General features: G+C 71.8%; 17 protein-coding genes. 12 read left to right on the top strand and 5 right to left on the bottom strand.

The genetic code is table 11. The features are described 5' to 3' along the window. Positions 1–2 precede the first annotated feature (2 nt). Positions 3–1,517 carry a class I adenylate-forming enzyme family protein gene (locus tag ABD993_RS14780; protein WP_345417549.1) on the top strand — a complete coding sequence of 505 codons (1,515 nt, stop codon included), beginning with the start codon at positions 3–5 and terminating at the stop codon, positions 1,515–1,517. 38 nt (positions 1,518–1,555) lie between these two features. After that, a complete protein-coding gene (locus tag ABD993_RS14775; RefSeq protein ID WP_345417546.1) occupies positions 1,556–2,233 on the top strand; it encodes a TetR/AcrR family transcriptional regulator in 678 nt (225 codons plus the stop codon). On the opposite strand, the gene ABD993_RS14770 is transcribed toward ABD993_RS14775, so the two are convergent. Both ABD993_RS14770 and ABD993_RS14765 read right to left on the bottom strand, forming a co-directional pair. Continuing rightward, complete coding sequence (locus tag ABD993_RS14770; RefSeq protein WP_345417543.1) at positions 2,164–3,069, bottom strand: TIGR03621 family F420-dependent LLM class oxidoreductase; 906 nt, start codon at positions 3,067–3,069, stop codon at positions 2,164–2,166. The genes ABD993_RS14775 and ABD993_RS14770 overlap by 70 nt on opposite strands. A gap of 23 nt (positions 3,070–3,092) precedes the next feature. Then, positions 3,093–3,785 (bottom strand): TetR/AcrR family transcriptional regulator, encoded by a 693-nt coding sequence (locus tag ABD993_RS14765; RefSeq protein WP_345417540.1) that lies wholly within the window; start codon positions 3,783–3,785, stop codon positions 3,093–3,095. Between the two features lie 87 nt (positions 3,786–3,872). Here ABD993_RS14765 and ABD993_RS14760 point away from each other — a divergent pair, with 87 nt between their 5' ends. From ABD993_RS14760 to ABD993_RS14745, 4 genes are read left to right on the top strand one after another with little or no spacing between them, the layout of a single operon-like run. Continuing rightward, positions 3,873–4,892: an SRPBCC family protein gene (locus tag ABD993_RS14760; RefSeq protein ID WP_345417537.1), complete on the top strand. Its 1,020-nt coding sequence runs from the start codon at positions 3,873–3,875 to the stop codon at positions 4,890–4,892. A gap of 40 nt (positions 4,893–4,932) precedes the next feature. Next, on the top strand, positions 4,933–6,105 hold the full coding sequence (locus tag ABD993_RS14755; RefSeq protein ID WP_345417534.1) for a CaiB/BaiF CoA transferase family protein: 1,173 nt from the start codon (positions 4,933–4,935) through the stop codon (positions 6,103–6,105). Continuing rightward, positions 6,084–7,622 (top strand): class I adenylate-forming enzyme family protein, encoded by a 1,539-nt coding sequence (locus ABD993_RS14750; protein ID WP_345417532.1) that lies wholly within the window; start codon positions 6,084–6,086, stop codon positions 7,620–7,622. Before ABD993_RS14755 ends, ABD993_RS14750 begins: the two co-directional genes overlap by 22 nt. Further along, positions 7,619–8,764 (top strand): aromatic ring-hydroxylating oxygenase subunit alpha, encoded by a 1,146-nt coding sequence (locus tag ABD993_RS14745; RefSeq protein ID WP_345417529.1) that lies wholly within the window; start codon positions 7,619–7,621, stop codon positions 8,762–8,764. The genes ABD993_RS14750 and ABD993_RS14745 overlap by 4 nt, the downstream gene beginning before the upstream one ends. Before the next feature lie 13 nt (positions 8,765–8,777). Here ABD993_RS14745 and ABD993_RS14740 read toward each other — a convergent pair whose 3' ends face one another. Beyond that, the gene (locus ABD993_RS14740) at positions 8,778–9,350 is read right to left on the bottom strand and encodes a TetR/AcrR family transcriptional regulator (protein WP_345417526.1); all 573 of its coding nucleotides are present in this window, start codon (positions 9,348–9,350) and stop codon (positions 8,778–8,780) included. A gap of 23 nt (positions 9,351–9,373) precedes the next feature. Beyond that, the gene (locus tag ABD993_RS14735; RefSeq protein WP_345417523.1) at positions 9,374–10,402 is read right to left on the bottom strand and encodes an LLM class F420-dependent oxidoreductase; all 1,029 of its coding nucleotides are present in this window, start codon (positions 10,400–10,402) and stop codon (positions 9,374–9,376) included. 120 nt (positions 10,403–10,522) lie between these two features. Here ABD993_RS14735 and ABD993_RS14730 point away from each other — a divergent pair, with 120 nt between their 5' ends. Both ABD993_RS14730 and ABD993_RS14725 read left to right on the top strand, forming a co-directional pair. Further along, on the top strand, positions 10,523–10,654 hold the full coding sequence (locus ABD993_RS14730; protein WP_345417520.1) for a hypothetical protein: 132 nt from the start codon (positions 10,523–10,525) through the stop codon (positions 10,652–10,654). A gap of 19 nt (positions 10,655–10,673) precedes the next feature. Beyond that, positions 10,674–12,026: an MFS transporter gene (locus ABD993_RS14725; protein ID WP_345417517.1), complete on the top strand. Its 1,353-nt coding sequence runs from the start codon at positions 10,674–10,676 to the stop codon at positions 12,024–12,026. 33 nt (positions 12,027–12,059) lie between these two features. On the opposite strand, the gene ABD993_RS14720 is transcribed toward ABD993_RS14725, so the two are convergent. Further along, on the bottom strand, positions 12,060–13,055 hold the full coding sequence (locus ABD993_RS14720; protein WP_345417515.1) for an Lrp/AsnC family transcriptional regulator: 996 nt from the start codon (positions 13,053–13,055) through the stop codon (positions 12,060–12,062). Between the two features lie 106 nt (positions 13,056–13,161). On the opposite strand from ABD993_RS14720, the gene ABD993_RS14715 reads away from it, so the two are divergent. The 4 genes from ABD993_RS14715 to ABD993_RS14700 are packed head-to-tail and all read left to right on the top strand — an operon-like array spanning position 13,162 to position 18,218. Then, the gene (locus ABD993_RS14715) at positions 13,162–14,235 is read left to right on the top strand and encodes an MFS transporter (RefSeq protein WP_345417513.1); all 1,074 of its coding nucleotides are present in this window, start codon (positions 13,162–13,164) and stop codon (positions 14,233–14,235) included. Next, positions 14,232–15,572, top strand: a complete 1,341-nt coding sequence (locus ABD993_RS14710; RefSeq protein ID WP_345417511.1) for an L-serine ammonia-lyase — start codon at positions 14,232–14,234, stop codon at positions 15,570–15,572. Before ABD993_RS14715 ends, ABD993_RS14710 begins: the two co-directional genes overlap by 4 nt. A 13-nt stretch (positions 15,573–15,585) precedes the next feature. Next, the gene (locus tag ABD993_RS14705; protein ID WP_345417508.1) at positions 15,586–16,800 is read left to right on the top strand and encodes an amidohydrolase; all 1,215 of its coding nucleotides are present in this window, start codon (positions 15,586–15,588) and stop codon (positions 16,798–16,800) included. Beyond that, positions 16,800–18,218 (top strand): amidohydrolase, encoded by a 1,419-nt coding sequence (locus tag ABD993_RS14700; RefSeq protein ID WP_345417505.1) that lies wholly within the window; start codon positions 16,800–16,802, stop codon positions 18,216–18,218. The genes ABD993_RS14705 and ABD993_RS14700 overlap by 1 nt, the downstream gene beginning before the upstream one ends. Positions 18,219–18,220 lie beyond the last annotated feature (2 nt).

The raw sequence follows: 18,220 nt of genomic DNA, 5'->3' as shown, positions 1-18,220 counted from the left end.
CGATGGCTCAGCTGGTGATGGACGGTCCGAGGTACTGGGCGCAGGCGGCTCCGGACCGCCCCGCGATCGTGTTCGACGGGACGGACGTCGTCGACTACCGCACCCTCGACCGCTGGACGGACGCCGCGGCGCACCGCTTGGCGGACTGGGGTGTGGGCGTCGGCGACCGGGTCGCGATCATCGGCGACAACGCCCTCGAATGGGTCGTCGCCGGGTTCGGAGCGCTCAAGCTCGGGGCGGTCGTCGTGCCACTCAACAACCGGTTCACCAGCGACGAACTGCGCTACCTGCTGCAGGACTCCGAGCCCCGGGTGATCCTCACCGACGAGGCGCACCGCCCACGGATCGCCGCGGCGATCGTCGATGAGGCGCTGCACGGGCTCGCGGAGTTTACCGCTCCACGTGACGCGGATCCGCCGCCGGTGCCCCGGCCGGCGGCGGGCCCGGACGACGTCACGCAGATCGTCTACACCAGCGGCACGAGCTCGAAGCCGAAGGGCGTGATCTTCACCCACCGCAGCACCTTCAATCTCATCGCCGAGATCGCCATGGCCGAGCCCGCGATCCGGCCCGGCGCCCGGATGATCTACGTCCTCTCGATGGCCGGGGCGCCCGGCCTGCTGTGGCACTTCGTGCACCCGCTCACTCGCGGGGTCACGATGTACTACGAGAAGGGTTTCCACCCCGAGACCACCCTGCGCAGGCTCGTCGAGGAGCGCATCCAGGTCATGACCGGCGTCCCGATGCTCTACGAACAGATGGCGGCGCTGCCCGCGTTCGCCGAGGCCGACCTGTCGGCTGTGGAGCCGATGTCGGTGGCGGGTGCCCGCACGTCCGTCTCGACGCTGCGGTCCTGGGTGGACAAGGGGGTCCTGCTGCGGCAGGCCTACGGGATGACCGAACTCGGCGGGCTGTCCACCCTCAACCCGGCGGAAGAGGCGCAGCGGCGGCCCGAGTCGATCGGCCGCGGCACCGTGTTCACCCGACACCGGGCCGTCCGGGCGGACGGCACGGACTGCGACCCGGAGGAGCCCGGCGAGATCATCGTGTCGGGACCCGGGGTCACGCCCGGCTACTGGCGCAACGACGACGCCTACGCCGACGCCATGCGGGACGGCTGGTTCCACAGCGGCGACGTCGGGATCATGGACTCGGAGGGCTACATCCGCGTGGTCGACAGGCTCAAGGACATCATCATCACCGGTGGGTACAACGTGGCGCCGTCCGAGATCGAGGCGGTGGTGGCGGAGATCCCGGAGGTGATCGAGGTCTGCGTCGTCGCCGCGGACGACCCCAGGTTCGGCGAGACGCCCGCCGCGATCGTCTACGCCGAGGCGCACCTGGATCCCGACCTGGTCACCGCCTTCTGTCGGGAGCGGCTCGCGGGGTACAAGGTCCCGCGGCACGTCGTGGTCCAGCGGACGCCGCTCACCCGCATGGCGAGTGGCAAGATCGCTCGCCGCCGGATCCTCGACGAGCACCCCGAGCTGCGTTCGGTCGCGGGCTCGCTCGGATGAGCGCCAACCGATCCTGGGCTGCGCACTAGGCTGATCGGGTGCCTCGTCCGAAACAGCCACTGATCAGCCGTGAGGCGGCGGTCGACGCCGCGCTCCGGCTGATCGACGAGGAGGGCTACGAGTCCTTCTCGCTGGAGAAGCTGGCCCGGGCGATGGGGGTGCGCAGCCCGTCGCTCTACCACCACTTCGCGAACCGCTCGGACCTGCTCACCGAGGCCGCACGGACGCTGCTTTCACAGGTCTCCACGGGGCCGGACCCGGCGCCGGGGGAGTGGCACGACTGGTTCACCCGGCTCTGCCTGGGCACCTACCGGCTGATCATGGCCCACCCGCGAGCGGCGGGGCTGCTCTTCGGATTCTTTCCCAACACGGTGATCATGCCCTCGCACGAGCGCGGCGCGCGGGTGCTCGCCGAGGCGGGCCTGCCTGCCGCGGACCGGTGGCTGGTGATGCGCGGCCTGGAGAAGCTCGTCTTCGGAATGGCCTTCGCCGACGCGGGGGACGCGGTGCACGGACGCACCCACGTCCCGCGCGGTGTGGAGCGGGAGCGCTACCCCTATCTCGTCGAGGCGATCGAGTCCGGGGGCGCGGCGGGGGAGGACCTGGTCGAGCGGGCGGTCCGGACGTACCTCGCGGGCGTCTCCGCTCAGGTGCCCGCAAGCGCGGCCACCACGGGTGCGATCCGCTCGAGTACCCCCTCGTTGACCGAGATGTAGCTGATCCCGGTCTCCTCCCGGCGAGCGCGGAGGGTGTCCGCGATCTCGGCGGTCGAACCGACCAGGACCGACGGCAGGCCGCGTACCCGGTCCGGGCTGACGTCGAAGGTCGCGGCGGTGCGCTCCAGTCTGGCCGTGTCGTCGCCGTCGATCACGGCGGTGACCGTGACCTGGAGCTCGACGGGGCGATCCGCAGTGGCCCGCACGCGAGCGGCCTTCTCCGCCACGAGGTCCCGCGTTGTGGTGCGCGCGGCGGCCCTGCCGATCCGGCCCGTGCGCATGATCGGCGCGATCCCGACGATGTCCGCGTGACGCGCCGCGAGCGCCAGCACCCGGGCTCCGCCACCGCCGACCAGGACCGGCGGCGGACCATCCGTCGCCGTGCCGGAGGGGAGGTCGGACAGTGTGTAGTGCGTGCCGTCGTGGCTCGCGGAGCCCGCCCAACAGGCCCGGATGAGCTCCAGCGCCTCGGCGAGACGATCCACCCGCTCGGCGGCGTCCCGCCACGTCCCGCCCAGCATCGTGTGGTCAGCGGCGAGCCAGCCCGCCCCGATCCCGAGCTCGAACCGCCCGCCGGTCTCCCGGGCCAGCCACGCGGCGTCGCGGGCGACGACGGCGGGGTGGGCCGCCTCGTTGTCCAGCACCAGGGTGCCGACGCGCAGCGACTCGGTGGCCCCCGCGGCCATGGCGAGTGCGACCACCGGCGGCACCGACGCCATGCTGAAATGCTGCGGCACCTGCAGCGTCGAGAACCCGAGGGACTCCACACGACGGGCGAAGGGGAGCCACGGCCCGCTCGCGCCGGTGCTGGTCAGTCCGAAGCGGAACGGGTGCATCCCTGCACCTTATGGCTATAGGTTCAGGAGGCGGTAGGGGTGTCGAGATCGCCGACCGTGCCGTCCCGCAGGAGCAGGCCGGGCGGCGGCGCGTCGGCAGGGACCTCGGGTGCCGCCCCGCGCAGGAACGCCCGGATGGACTCGGCGAACACCTGGTCGGGGGAAAGTCCACTCTCCTGGACCGCGAGGGCGAGCGTCGGCTCCCGGTCCGGGTCCACCCGGCTGAAGACCTGGTCGGCGTCCTCGGGGTCCCGGGCGGCCTCGGTGATCGAGGCGCCGAGTGTCAGCTTGTCCATCCCGTCGAGGAGGAGCACTTGCTGTGCGGGCGGGACGCCCAGCTCCGCCAGAACCCGCGCGCTGTTGTCGTAGGTCTGGATCAGTACATCCCGCGGCATGAACTGCAGCAGGACCGGCGCGGCGTTGCGGTGGCGCAGCACCACCTCGCGGAAGTTCAGGCTCAGGCCGACGAACCACTCGATCCACGTCGGTGTCGTGGCCGGGTCCGGCAGGCGGGTCTCGAGGACGATCGCTCGAGCGATTCCGCGCAGAATCTCCGCCTTGTCGGCGAAGTGGTGGTAGAGCGACGGGGCGCGCACGTTCAGCTCGCGAGCGAGTCGGGGCAGGCTGAACGCGTCGAGCCCCTCGGTGTCGATGATCCGCAAGGACGTCTCGATCACCGCGTCGTAGCGGATCAGCGGCTTCGCCGGGCGTGGCATAACGGCCATTATCCGCCCGGCTTCCGCTCGGCAGACGCAGGGTGTAAACCTAGATGGCATAGATAACGTCGAACGAGGGGGTTCGCGATGACCAGTACGCCGCGCCGTGACCGGATCCAGCGGGCGTTGGACCACCTGCGCGAGGGCACGACCGAGGAGTTCGCGTCGGTCGTCCCCTTCGGACCCGAGCAGTACCGCGATCCCGAGATCGCCCGCCGCGAACGTGACCTGGTGTTCGGTCGGGTCCCGTCGATCGTCGCCCATGGGTCCGAGATCGCGGCCGCGGGAGACGTCCTGACCGTGCGGATGCCGCGCAACCTCGTGAGGGTCGAGCGCCAGGACGACGGCTCGGCGCAGGTCTTCGTCGAGGTCGGCGGCAGGCGGGGTCCGGCCCTGCCGACGCAGGAGCGGCACGGCCTGGTCTGGATGGTCGATGCCGTGGGCGTGCCGATCGACGTCGCGGACTGGCTCGGCCCCGAGGTGGACGCGATCCTCGCCGGCTACGGGCTCGAGGACCTGCGGGCGATCCGGTCCGAGGGCTTCGACGAGCCCGCGAACTGGAAGCTCATGCAGGATGCGTTCACCGACAACTACCACATCCAATACGCCCACCCGAACACCGCGGGAAAGCACGTGCACACCAACGTGCAGGTCGTGGAGGACTTCGGCAGGCATGCCCGGATGCTCTCCCCGCGCAAGAAGATCGACCGGTGGCTGGAGGAGGACGCGGGCGACCGGGATCTCGGCCGGTACGTCATCGACGGACACTTCCTGCTGCCCAACAGCACCCTGCTGCGGCAGCCGGACGACCACTTCGAGCTCCTCACCTTCCGTCCGCACCCGTCCGACCCCGCCTGGTGCCGGATGGAGATGCGGCTGCTCGTGCCGAGCGTCGAGGCCAGCGGGCTGACGCAGGAGAAGTGGCAGGCCACCTGGGACAAGAACTGGGAGATCCTGCTGGCGGTACTGCACCAGGAGGACTTCCCGCTGCTGCGGTCCGCGCAGATCGGCCTGGCCAGCGCGAGCGCGGGCGGCATGCTGCTGGGCCGCAACGAGGTGGTCAACCAGATCTTTCACCGCGAGCTCCAGGGCCTGCTCGACGTCTGAGACGCTTGACGGAATCTGTCTCACGTGTCACGGTGGACGGGTGAGCGGGTACTCGTTGTTGAGTGGCGTCCGAATCCTCGAGGTCGCGCAGTTGGCGCCTTCGTCGGTGGGGGGTCACCTCGCCGACCTCGGTGCGGACGTGATCAAGGTCGAGACCCCGGGACGGGGTGAGGGCGTCCGGTTCGCCGGAGCTCGCGCCGTCGACGGGCCGGAGGGGCCGGGGTTCATGCACCTGCGCTGGAACCGGGGCAAACGCAGCATCGAGCTGGACCTGCGCTCGGCCACCGGTCGGCAGGCCTTCCTGCGGCTCGCCGCGGAATCGGACGCTGTGGTCGAAGGCACCCGACACGGCTATCTGGAGCGCCTGGGCCTGGGCTTCGAGGTCCTGCGCCGGGTCCGGCCACAGACGGTGCTGTGCGAGGTCTCCGGGACCGGAGCGGACGGTCCCTACCGAGATCTCGCGACCGGTGGGATGTGGTTCGACGCCTACGCGGGCCTGCGCACGGTCGACACCGACCACCCGTCGCCGCCGGGAGTCATGGGCGGTTCGGGGGAGACCCCGCAGGCCATGTACGCGGTGGGCGCCTACGGGGCGATGGCGGTCCTGGCCGGTGTGATCAAGGCTCGCTCGACCGGCGAGCCCGTCCGGGTCCAGGTCAGCAGCGTGGACGTGGCCACCGCCTGGATGCCGGACAGGATCGACGCCGCGCTCAACGTCGATCGCACCGTGCCACGGCCCGGCTGGACTGTCGACGGCCGCCTCCCGGACTGGCCGCTGCTGGACGCGTACGCCACGAAGGACGGTGGTGCGATGGTCTTCGGGTCGCACACCACCAAGTTCTGGCAGCACTTCTGCACGGCGGTGGATCGCCCGGACCTGCTGGAGGTCGACCTCGCCACCGTGGACGAGGGCGTCGAGGAACGCGCCCTGCACGTCTGGCGGGAGCTCGACGCGCTGTTCCGGACCCGGACCCGGACCGAGTGGACGGACCTGTTCCTCGCCCACGACGTGGCGGGTGGACCGGTCAACACGCCCGCGGACCTGCTCGACGACCCCCACTTCACCGCCCGCGCGTCCACCTACGAGGTCGACGGGCTGCGCTTCGCCGCCAGCCCGATCCGTGTCGTCGGCGAGGACTTCGCCCCCACACTCGCCCCCGGCCTGGGAGAGCACACCGAGGAGGTGCTCGGATGCACGCCTCCCGGCTCCTGAGCTTCTGGGCCCGGCGACTGCCGGACCGACTCGCGGTCCGGTTCGCCGAGCGCGAGTACACGTGGGCCGGGTTGGACCGGGCGACCGACGAGCTGGCCGCGGGCCTGTACGAGGCGGGCCTGCGCCCGGGCGACGTGCTCGGGATCCTGATGACCAACCGGGTCCAGTTCGTGGAGGCGATGCACGCCGCGTTCCGAGTCGGGGCCACCGTCGAGCTGCTCAACATCCGGTTCACCGCCGCCGAGATGGTCCACCCCGTCACGGACGCGGGAACCCGCTTCGTCGTGACCGAAGCCGCCTTCGTGTCGGTCCTGCCCGCGGTCCCGGGCCTCACCGTGATCACCACCGAGCCGGTCGAGGGCTGCCTGCTCCTGGACGACTGGCGGCAGCCGGGCCACGCCCCGCCGGCCCGGTCCTTCGATCCGGAGGAGGTCGCGCTGCTCGCCTACACCTCCGGCACCACCGGCGTGCCGAAGGGGGCGATGCTCTCGCACCGCGCGATCGTCGCGAGCGGGTCCGCCCGTGCGGTGGCGGACGCGCTGACCTGGCGCGACCGCGTGCTGATCATCATCCCGCTGGCCTTCACCGGCGGCACGTCGAGCTACCTGCGGGAGTCGTTGACCACCGGCGCGCCCGCGATCGTGCAGGGCACCTTCGACCCGCCCCGCATCCTGGAGCTGCTCGAACGCGAGCAGATCACCGTCTGCTCGGCCGTCCCGGTCGTGTGGGAGGGCGTGCTGGCGCTCCCGGATCTCGCGCGGGCGGACCTGTCCGCGTTGCGGGCGGGGGTCGGTGCGGGCGCGCCCATGCCGATCGAGGTGATCCGGGCCTGGCAGCGACTGGGCGTCGGGATGCGGCAGGGCTACGGGCAGACCGAGTTCGCAGGCGGATACGCCACCCTGCTCTACGAGGACGAGGCCGCCGAACACGTGGGATCGGTCGGGCGCGTCCTACTCGGCCACGAGATCCGGGTCGTCGACAGCGCGGACCGGGACGTCCCGGTCGGCGAGGCAGGCCAGGTCCTGCTGCGCGGCCCGTCGGTCATGTCCGGTTACTGGAAGCGACCCGAGGCGACGGCCGAGGCGCTCGCCGGCGGCTGGCTGCACACCGGCGACATCGGCAGGCTCGACGCGGACGGGTTCCTCACCCTCGTCGACCGGGCCAAGGACATGCTCATCTCCGGCGGGCTCAACGTCTATCCGGCGGAGATCGAGACGGTGCTCGCCGGTCGGCCGGGCCTGGAGGAGTGCGCCGTCGTCGGCGTGCCGCACGCCCGATGGGGCGAGGTCCCGATGCTCGTCGTCCCGGATGTCTCCCGGGTGGACGTCGCCGAGCTCGCCGCCCACGTCGGCGAGGTGCTCGCCGACTACCGCCGTCCGAAGTGGATCGTCGGGACGGGTGCGCCGCTGCCGCGCACGCTCGGCGGCAAGATCCTCAAGCGCGACATCCGCGCGTCCTATCCCGAGGTGCCGCCGGACGCGGTGCCGCTGACCACCACCCGGGGGACCGAGTCATGACCCTGCTGAACAGCGACGTCGCCGACCTGCTCGTCACGCACCTGCGCGCAGGCACCACGGAGATGTCCCCGACGGATCTGCGGGTCCCCATCTCGCACTTCGTCAGTGAGGAGCGCGCGGCGCGCGAGCGGGACCTGCTCACGCGGCTGCCGGTGATCATCGGGCACGGTTCGGAGATCGCCGAGCGAGGCTCCTTCATGACCCGGGTCGTGCTCGGGATCCCCCTGATCGTCGTCCGGCGGTCCGACGGCACGGTCAACGGCTACCTCAACATCTGTCGCCACCGTGGCGGCCGGGTCGAGGACGAGCCGTGCGGCAAGAAGCGCGTCTTCACCTGCCACTACCACGGGTGGAGCTACGGCCGGGAGGACGGCACGCTGCGCGGCGTCCCCTACGACGACTTCTACACCCACGTCGAGAAGGACAGGCACGGCCTGCACACCGTCCGCGTGGAGGAGCGCCACGGCTTCCTGTTCGCCGACCTCTCGGGCGCACAGGACTGGGACATCGACGACTGGCTGGGTCCGGAGGTCGACGAGCAGCTCGTCCCGTTCGGGTTGGACGGCGCGGAGATCTTCCTCGACAAGACCTTCACCCTCGACATCAACTGGAAGATCGTGCTCGACGGCGCGATCGACGTCCTGCACCCGAAGTTCCTGCATCCCACCGGCGTCGGCAAGCTGATCGAGACCAACACCAGCGTGTGGCGCCAGTACGGAAGGCACGGCCAGTCGTTCAGTCCGCGGACCCGCATGGGGGACGCCGCACGCGCCGGTGACGAGGTCGACGCGAGCTTCCGCTACATGGGCAGCAACCTCATGCTCTACCCGAACTCGATGGTCATCTCCACGCCCGACCACGTCGAGTTCTGGACGGTCTGGCCCGATCTCGAGACCGCGGGCCGCTCGACCACGCAGATCCGCTTCCTGGTCCGCCCGGAGAAGCGGACCGAGCGGATCGAGGGCCGGATCATGCGCAGCTGGGAGATCCTGGAGGAGGCCGCGTCGAAGGAGGACTGGCCGATGGAGGTCACCATCCAGCAGAACGCGAAGGCACATCCCGAGGGCACGTTCCTCTACGGCCGCAACGAGCAGTCCTGCCAGCACCTGCACCGCGAGCTGGCGGCGGACCTCGGAGACTAGGCCGGCGCGGAGACTAGGTCAGGGCGGGGACCACGAACTCGGCGACCATCCGACGGACTCTCGCGAGGGAGTCCGCCGAGTCGTCCAGCTGAGTGATGAACATGATCTCCAGGTGGGAGAACCAGGTGCAGAGCGCCTCGACATCGATCCCCGCCCGGAGCTCGCCGGACTCCCGAGCCGCGAGGAGGATCGGCTCCCAGAACTCACGGGTCAGCTCGGTCGCCAGGCCGGTCGTGCTGAGCAAGGAGGTGGCCAGCGCCATCTGCTCCGGCGAGACCAGCACGTGGACCAGCGGGTCCCGGTGCCCGACCTTGACGTTGAGCACGATGCCCTCGACGACGCGTTCGGCGAGGGTGGGCAGCGTGAGCAGCCGCGGCCGCGTGCGCGTCATGTTCTGCTTGGCCCGCCGCCTGACCAGCGCGGTGAGCAGCGCCTCGCGGTCCGCGAAGGTCCGGTAGAGGGTGGCTCGGGAGATGCCGGCGGCCGAGGCCACGTCCTCCATGGTCGTCTTCGCGATCCCGAAGCGGGCGTAGCAGGCGTCCGCCGCGTCCAGGATCCGCTCGACGGCGGGCGAGGGCGCAACCATGCCGGGAGCATACGACCGGCTGATCACCCCCGGACCACGCGGGCGATGGCCTCCAGGGAGTCCGGCCCGCCGGAGACGATCAGCGTGTCGACCACCGTCTGCTCCCAGCGCGCCAGCTCCTCCCGGACCTTGCCCGCCGGTCCGACCAGTGCGACGTCCTCGACCAGCGCGGTGGGAACGGCCGCTGCGGCGTCTTGACGCTGCCCGTTCAGGAAGAGCTCCTGGATCCGGACGCAGGCCTCTTCGTAGCCCAGTCGCACGAAGACCTGATTGTGGAAATTGGCCTCCTTCGCGCCCATCCCGCCGATGTAGAGCGCCAGCATCGGCCGGACGCGGTCGGCGGCCCGCTCGACGTCGTCGTCCACGATGACCGGAACGGTCGCGGAGACCTGGAAGTCCGCGGGTGTCCGGCGCGCCCCAGGGCGGTCGAACCCCTCGGCCAGCGCCTCCCGGTAGAAGCCGTCGGCCCTGGGAGAGAAGAACAGCGGGAGCCACCCGTCGGCGATCTCGGCGGCCAGCGCGACGTTCTTCGGGCCCTCCGCGGCGAGGTGGATCGGGATGTCGGTGCGGAGCGGGTGAACGGTGGACTTCAGCGCCTTACCCAGCCCGGCGCCGCCCGGGTACGGCAGCGTGTAGAAGTCCCCGTCGAAGCTCACCGGCTTGTCGCGCGCCCACACCTTCCGCACGATGTCGACGTACTCGCGGGTGCGGGCGAGCGGGCGCGGGTAAGCGCTCCCGTACCAGCCTTCCACTACCTGTGGTCCCGAGGCGCCCAGACCGAGGACGAACCGTCCGGCGGAGAGGTGGTCCAGGGTCAACGCCGCCATCGCGGTGGCGGTGGGCGTGCGCGCCGCCATCTGGAGGATGTTGGTGCCCAGTGTGATCCAGTCGGTGGCCGAGCCCCACCAGGCGAGCGGCGTCAGACAGTCCGAGCCGTAGGCCTCGGCGGTCCAGACCGACTCGAAGCCGAGTCGCTCGGCCGCGATCACCGCCTCGGCGGCAGTCGGTGGGGGCCCTGCCGACCAATACCCGACGTGCAGGCCAAGCTCCATCGAGAGCTCCTTCGTTCGACGTATTGAGACGGTAGACGTATTTCGTATCACGTGTCAGGATCGCGGAGGCATCCCGCCGTGGAGGAACAGTGTGTCCTCCGTGCTGCCGGAAGGAGCCTCTTGGTCCCGAGCTTCCAGGCGGCCGTCGAGTTGGAGAACCGCACCCAGATCCCCGCCGCCCTCACCCGTGACCATCAGGAGGCCGTGTCGGTTCTCCTGGAGAAGCGCCTCCCGACCTTCATCAACCTCTGACTCTCGAGAGGACATCGCCATGGGGCCCACCGCAGCGCCCTCGGTACGCCAGCTGATCGACTCCGCCCCCGTGTCCCGGTTCCAACGCCGGGTCGTGCTGCTCTGTCTCCTCCTGGGTGTCGCCGATGGGTTCGACGCCCTCGCCATCGGTTACCTGCTGCCCGCCATGTCGGCGGACTGGGGAGTCCCCGCCGGCGAGTTCGGGCCCGCGCTGACCGTCGGACTGGTCGGCATGCTGGTCGGCACCACGACCCTCGGCCCACTGGCCGACCGGATCGGCCGCCGCACCGTGCTACTGATCGCCACGGTCGTCTACTCGCTGGCCACCGCCACGATCGTGCTGGTCTCGTCGGTCGAGATGCTGGCCGTGGTCCGGTTCGTCGCAGGGATCGGGCTGGGGGCGGTCATCCCGAACCTCGTCGCCGTTGCCGGGGAGTTCATGCCCACCCGAGCGCGTGGCCGCGCCATCCTGGTCGTGCTGGCGGGCACCACGTTGGGCGGGTTCCTGTGCGGTCAGGTCGCCGCGGTGATGGTGCCTGCGTTCGGCTGGCGGTCCGTCTACCTCGTCGGCGTCGCGTTCCCGCTGGTACTGGTCGCCGTCGCGCTGCGTGCGCTGCCGGAGTCGCTGATGTATCTCGCGGTCCGCGGACGTGTCGAGCAGGTTCGGCGCAGCCTGGGCCGGATCGATCCGGCACTGTCGACCGCTGAGATCGACCTGTCCGACGCGGTGCCCGAGCGGAAAGCGCCCCGGATCCCGGTCGGTCGGCTATTCGGCGAGGGTCGCGCGGTCGACACCGTGCTGCTGTGGTTGAGCTGGTTCGCCACATTCGTGATCGTCTACTTCCTCTACAGCTGGCTGCCGACCCTGCTCACCCAGGTCGGCGTGCCGCAGCACGTCGCCATCCTCGCGATGTCGCTCTGCCTGCTCGCCAACACCGTCGGCGGGTTGACGCAGGGTTGGCTGGTGGACCGGCGCGGGGACTTCGCCTCCCTCACCATCGGCCTGCCCGTGGCCGCCGTGCTCATCCTGATCGTGCCCGCCGTGTTCGCGAAGTCGTGGCTGCTGGTGGTGCTGATCTGCGCGATCGGGTTCCTGGCCATCGGGGTGAACCAGGCCCTGTCGACCGTCACCGCGGCGCTGTACCCGGCGGAGGTCCGTGCGACGGGGGTGGGCTGGGCCTTCGGGGCGGGCCGCGTCGGGTCCCTCGTCGCCCCGCTCGTCGGCGGGCTGCTGCTCACTCAGGGCGTGGCGAGTGAGGTGATCTTCCGCCTGGTGGCAGTGCCCACCGTGCTCGGAGCGATCACAGTGGCGATCCTCGTGACCCGCGTCCACCGCGCCCGCCGCAGGGCAACTCAGCCCGTCACCGCCTGACCCAAACGTCGACGCCTCACGTCGTAGCCGCGATCAGCGCTGCATCGGGACGGTGCGCAGCCGTCGACCCGCCGAGTCGAGCACGACCCCGACCCGCTTGGTCGTCCGCAGAACCACGGAGCGGTCGACGATCTGGACCTCTGGCAGCTGGCTCTCGATCGCGGCCTCCAGCCTGCCGACGTCGGTGAGCTCCCGCAGCCACACCGCCATGATCACGTTGCTGGGGCCCGCGATCTCCAGCACCGTCCTGATCTCGGGCAGCGAGCCGAGCCTGGGGCTGATCACGGCGGCCGCCGCGGCGGGCGTGCGCAGGAAGAACCAGGCGTAGATCGGCCAGCCGCTGCTCCCGGCCTGCAGTTCGGTCCGCAGCGTCACCCGGCCCGAACGGAGCAGGTCGCGCAGCAGGTCACGGACTCGCCGTGGGCCCAGCCCGGTACGGGCGGCCAGGTCGGCGGTGGGCGCACGCCCGTCGTGGACCAGCGCATCAAGCACGGCTTGCTCGTCCGCGTTCAGGCCTGCGCGGGCCCGTGCGGGTGGCATCGGCGGCTCGCGGAGCCGGGCGGTCTCGGTCTCGGTGAGCGCCGCGAGCCGCCAGCTCGCACCCTCGGCGATCACCCGGGTGACGAGGTGGGTGCGCACCGCGCGAGTGTGGGCCAGCGCACCGAGCCGGCCCAGGAGGTACTCGGTCAGCTCGGCCATCGTCCGGGAGGTGACTGTCAGGAGCAGGTCGCGGCCGCCGGAGGTGATGTCGATCGTGGCGCATTGTGGGTCGTCCGCCAGGAGCGCGGCGATGTCCTGTGAGTGGCCGGCGCTGTCGATCTCGACGAGCGCGAAGGGGCTGCGAGGAGCGGCGGCGTACGCGGTGACCCACGCGGCTCCGCCGTCGCGCAGCCGCTCCCAGCGGCGGGCGACCGTCACGGGGTCGATGCCGAGCACGGCGCCGACCTGCGACCAGGAGGCTCGCGGGCTGACCTGCAGTGCGTGGACGACTCGGCGGTCCACCTCGTCGAGAGCAACCGGATCCTGCACGGGAACACCCTATCCGGGTCGAAATCTGCGCATGAGTGCGAACTCTGCGGTGAGAACCCCACGATCTCTCCGTCCCCGTCGTCAGACCCCCTTGGAGTGTGTCGGGATGTCCAGCGGTCCCACTGTCGCACTACCCGCCCCGAGGCCCGCCCGCGTCGCCTCGGTCGTCGGTTTCCTGGTCGTCATGGAGCTCGCGTCCGGGATCACGCAGGGCTGGATCTCGCTCCTGCTGCCGAGCTTCGTCGAGCGGTACGGCCTGACGTCGGCCGACGCCAACTGGATCACGGCGTCCGCGCTGCTCTCGACCGTCGTCTGCGTGCCGCTGCTGTCGAAGCTCGGTGACGTCTACGGCCACCAGCGGCTCCTCGTGGTGGCCGCCTCCCTGGTCGCCCCGGGTTCGGTGATCGTGGCGCTGGCCCCGTCGTTCACCCTGCTGTTGGTCGGGCGGGTCCTGCAGGGCGCGATCACCGCGTTCCTCCCGCTGGAGTTCGCGATCGTCCGGGAGCGAGCGGGGGAGAACGCCGGGGCAGCGCACCCGCTCGTCCCGTTGGACATGATCCGCGACGGAGCCCAGGGCCTGCCGCTGCTCGCGGCGTTCGTCTTCGGCGCCCACCTGTTCGGCAGCTCGGCGCCCAACGCCGTCTTCCTCGGCACCGATCCCGGAACCGTCGGGTTCGGGCTGGGACTGTCCGGGACGGCGCTCGGCGGGGCCCTGGTGGTGCTGGGCGCGGCGATGTTCCTGGGGACGACGCTCGCGGCTCGGACGACCGCCCGGATCGGCGCGGCGGGGACGTTGATCACCGGCGCCGTGCTGTCCGCGGCCTCCTATCTGGCGACCGCGGTCTTCCACCACGATCTCGTGGCCTTCCTCGTCTGGCAGGCCGGGCTCGGCCTCGGCGGCGGGTTGGTCGCGGCCACGTTGCCGACGATCGTCGTGGCGCGGGCGCCCGCGGACTCCGTCGGGATCGCCTCGGGGCTCTACAACACCGCCCGCACGGCGGCGGGTTCGGTCGCGGGCGCCGTGTTCGCCGCGGTCATGTCCGCCCTGGTGCTCCAGATGGGCCCGAAGACCGTCGCCGCGGAGTCCGCCTACGTGGCGGTCTGGGTGATCTGTGCCTGTCTCGCGCTGATCGTCGCCGTCCTCGCGGTGTTCGTGACCCGGTCCCGCGAGTCGGCGTGACCACCGCGGGTCTGCGCTCGGTGCTGGACCTCTTCTCCGTCGGGATCGGGCCCTCCTCGTCGCACACGGTGGGGCCGATGCGGGCGGCGACCGCCTTCGCCCGGACACTCGAGGACGCCGTCGACCGGCTCGAGATCGAGCTGCTGGGCTCCCTCGGGTCGACCGGACTCGGCCACGGCACGCCCGACGCCGTCGTGGCCGGGCTCCGCGGCCTCGACCCCGCCACGTGCGACCCGGCCGAGGTCCGGGGGAGCTGGGCGGCGCTCGGCTCCGGTGCGCCTGTCGGCCTGGTCGAGGGACCGACCGTGCGGGTCCGCACCGCCGATGTCCGGCTCGTGCCAGGCGAGCGTCTGCCGGGCCACCCCAACGCACTGCGGATGCGGGCATGGGCGGGGGAGACCCGGCTCGCCGAGACCGTCGCCTATTCAGTCGGCGGCGGGGCCGTGGTCGTCGACGGTGAGATCGGCGAGGAGCCCGCCGGGCCGCCGGTCCCGTACCCGTACGCCTCCGCGGACGAGCTGCTCGCGCTCTGCGCGCGGGAGGGCTGCGACATCGCCGATCTCATGCGGGCCAACGAGACGGCCCGCCACGGTGGCGCGGCTCTCGACCGCGGCCTCGCCCACCGGTGGGCCGCGATGCGGGCCTGCCTCGAGGCGGGACTGGTGGGCCGGGGCGTGCTGCCCGGCGGGCTCGGCACCCGACGACGGGCGGGCATCCTCGCCGCGGCGCTGCGCGCGGCCGCCGTCCCCCTGGACTCCCCGGAGTGGCTGCAGCCGTACGCGATGGCCGTCAACGAGGAGAACGCCGCGGGCCACCGCGTCGTCACCGCTCCCACCAACGGGGCGGCGGGGATCGTGCCCGCGGTGCTCTACCACCACGTCACGTCGACCGGGGACGGCGCGGCCGTTCCCCGCTTCCTGCTCACCGCTGCGGCCGTCGGCGGGGTCGTCGCGCGCAACGCGTCGATCTCCGGGGCCGATGTCGGCTGTCAGGGCGAGGTCGGGTCGGCCGCGGCGATGGCCGCGGCCGGGTACTGCGCCGTTCTGGGCGGATCACCCGCCGCGGTCGAGAACGCCGCCGAGATCGCCCTGGAACACCACCTCGGCCTGACGTGCGACCCCGTCGCGGGGCTGGTCCAGGTGCCCTGCATCGAGCGCAACGCGATCGCCGCGGGGACGGCCGTCTCGGCCGCCCGGATGGCCCTGCGGGACCACGGTTCCCATGTCGTGTCGCTCGACGTCGTGATCGAGACCGTGCGTCGCACGGGTCGGGACATGTCCTCCCGCTACAAGGAGACCTCCGACGGAGGTCTCGCCGTGACCGTTCCCTACTGCTGATCGGAGACCTGCCATGACCACCGCTGTGAAGACCCTGCAGGACAGGGTCACCGCCTCCGTCGACGCCCGGGCCGACGAGCTGATCGCGCTCAGCCACGCCATCCACGCGAACCCCGAGGTCTCCTACGCCGAGCACGCCGCCGCGGCCCTGGTCGCCCGGTCGGCCGAGGCGGCCGGGTTCGCCACCGAGCTGGGTGCGTACGGGATCCCCACCGCGGTGGAGGCCGTGGCGGGCGTCGGCGAGCTGACGGTCGCGGTGTGCGCCGAGTACGACGCGCTGCCGGACATCGGGCACGCCTGTGGACACAACATGATCGCCGCGATGGCCGTCGGGGCCTCCGCCGCGCTCGCCGAGGTCGCCGACGAGCTGGACCTGCGCGTGAAGCTGCTCGGCACGCCTGCCGAGGAACACGGCGGGGGCAAGGTCGACCTGCTGCTCGCGGGAGCGTGGGAGGACGTGACCTTCTCCCTGATGGCCCACGGCGGCACCGGGGCGGACGCTCCGTGCGATGCCATGCGCAGCACCGCCGTCGAGCGCCTGGAGATCACCTACACCGGCCGCGCCGCCCACGCCGCGGGCGCGCCGACGAAGGGGGTCAACGCGGGCGCCGCGGCCACGGTCGCGTTGACCGCCCTCGGCCTGTTGCGCCAGCAGCTCAGTCCCGAGGTCAACGTCAACGCCTTCGTCTCGCACGGCGGCGAGGCCACCAACATCATCCCGGAACGCGCCGTCGTCCAACTGGAGATCCGGGCCTACGACCTCGACGAATGGCGCGACCTGCGGCGCCGCGTCCTGGCCTGCTTCGAGGCGGGCGCCGTCGCCACCGGCTGTTCCTGGGCGCACCGCCGCACCGAGCACCCGTACGCGCCGCTGGCCCCGCACGCCGGGCTGGCGGAGGTCTGGAACCGGACGATCCAGGGGCTCGGCCGCGTCCTCGACCCGAGCCGCGTGCTCGGCGGCGGCTCCACGGACATGGGCAACGTGTCGCAGGTGCTGCCGGCCATCCACCCGCTGGTCTCGGTGCTGGGCAACGACTCCGTGCCGCACCACGCCGACTTCACGGCTGCCGCGGCCACGCCGCAGGCCGACGCCGCCGTGCTCGACGGGGCGAAGGCGCTGGCCTTGACCGTCGTCGAAGCCGCACTGGACCCCGCCCTGCGGGCCGAGCTGCTCGACAGGCAACGCAGCCGTCCGGCAGGCGCGACCCGCACCACCCTGGAGGCCTGATGTCCCTGACCGAGCTTGTCGAGAGCCTCGCCCCGACCTTCCATGCCCTCAGCGACGCGATCTGGGACGCCCCCCAGCTCCGCTGGCAGGAGCACGACGCGACTGCCCGCCAGATCGCCGTCGCCGAGGCTGAGGGGTTCACGGTCACCCGCGAGATCGCCGGCATCCCCACCGCGTTCCAGGCGGAGACGGGATCCGGCGGACCGCTGATCGTCTTCCTCGGCGAGTACGACGCGCTCGCGGGCCTCAGCCAGGAGTCCGGTGCCACCACCTGCACGCCGGACGGCGAGGGACGGGACGGCCACGGCTGCGGTCACCACCTCCTGGGCGCCGGCTCTCTGCTCGCGGCAGTGGCCCTGGCCCGTCACCTGCGCGCGAACGGCCTCCCCGGCCGAGTGCGCTACTACGGCTGCCCTGCCGAGGAGGCCGCGGCCGGTAAGTCGTTCATGGCCGCCGCCGGCGCGTTCGACGACGTGGACGCCGCCCTGACCTGGCACCCCGCGGGCGGCACCGGCACCGTCTCCACCCAGGGGCGCTGCCTGGCCTACGCCCAGGCACACTTCCGTTTCACCGGTCGGGCGAGCCACGCCGGCGTCTCGCCGCATCTCGGACGCAGCGCCCTCGACGCCGCCGAGCTGATGAACGTCGGGGTGAACTTCCTGCGCGAGCACATGCCGGACACCGCGCGGATCCACTACGCGTTCACCGACGCGGGCGGGGCCTCCCCGAACGTCGTCCCCGCGTCGTCCGAGGTCTACTACCTCGTGCGTGCGGAGACCGTGCCCGCCATGCAGGAGCTCTACGACCGAGTGGTCGCCGTCGCAGAGGGCGCCGCCCTCATGACCTCGACCACCCTCGAGGTGCGCTTCGACGGCGCCAGCGCGGAGATCCTGCCGAACCAGGTCCTGGAGGAGGCGTTGCACGCGAATCTCGTCCGGATCGGCGGCGTGCCGTTCGACGCCGCGGACCAGGCACTCGCCGCGACGTTCAGCGCCGGGTTCGCCCCCGACGAGGTCCGCCGGACCCGGATCGCCGCCGGGCTCGCCGCCGACGATCCGCGGTGTCTCGACGACGGCGTCCCCCCACTCGCGGCACCCGAGCACCGGCACCTGAACTCGGGGTCCAGCGACGTCGGCGACGTCAGCTGGATCACCCCGACGGTGCAGATCCTCAGCTGCGCGGTGGCGTTCGGCACCCCCTGGCACACCTGGCAGTACGTCGCGCAGGGCAAGCTGCCCGCCGCCCACAAGGCACTCACCCACGCCGCCACGGTGATCGCCACGACGGGCCTCGACCTGCTCACCCGGCCCGACCTGCTCGCCGCGGCGCGCGCCGAGCACGCCGAGGTCATCGCGCAGACCCCGTACATGTGTCCGATCCCGAAGGGTCTGCTCGCCCCACCCGTGCGCGCGAGGTGAGG

This window comes from Pseudonocardia xishanensis (assembly GCF_039541715.1).
Lineage (GTDB): Bacteria > Actinomycetota > Actinomycetes > Mycobacteriales > Pseudonocardiaceae > Pseudonocardia > Pseudonocardia xishanensis.
This window is presented reverse-complemented; position numbering and strand designations above follow the sequence as displayed.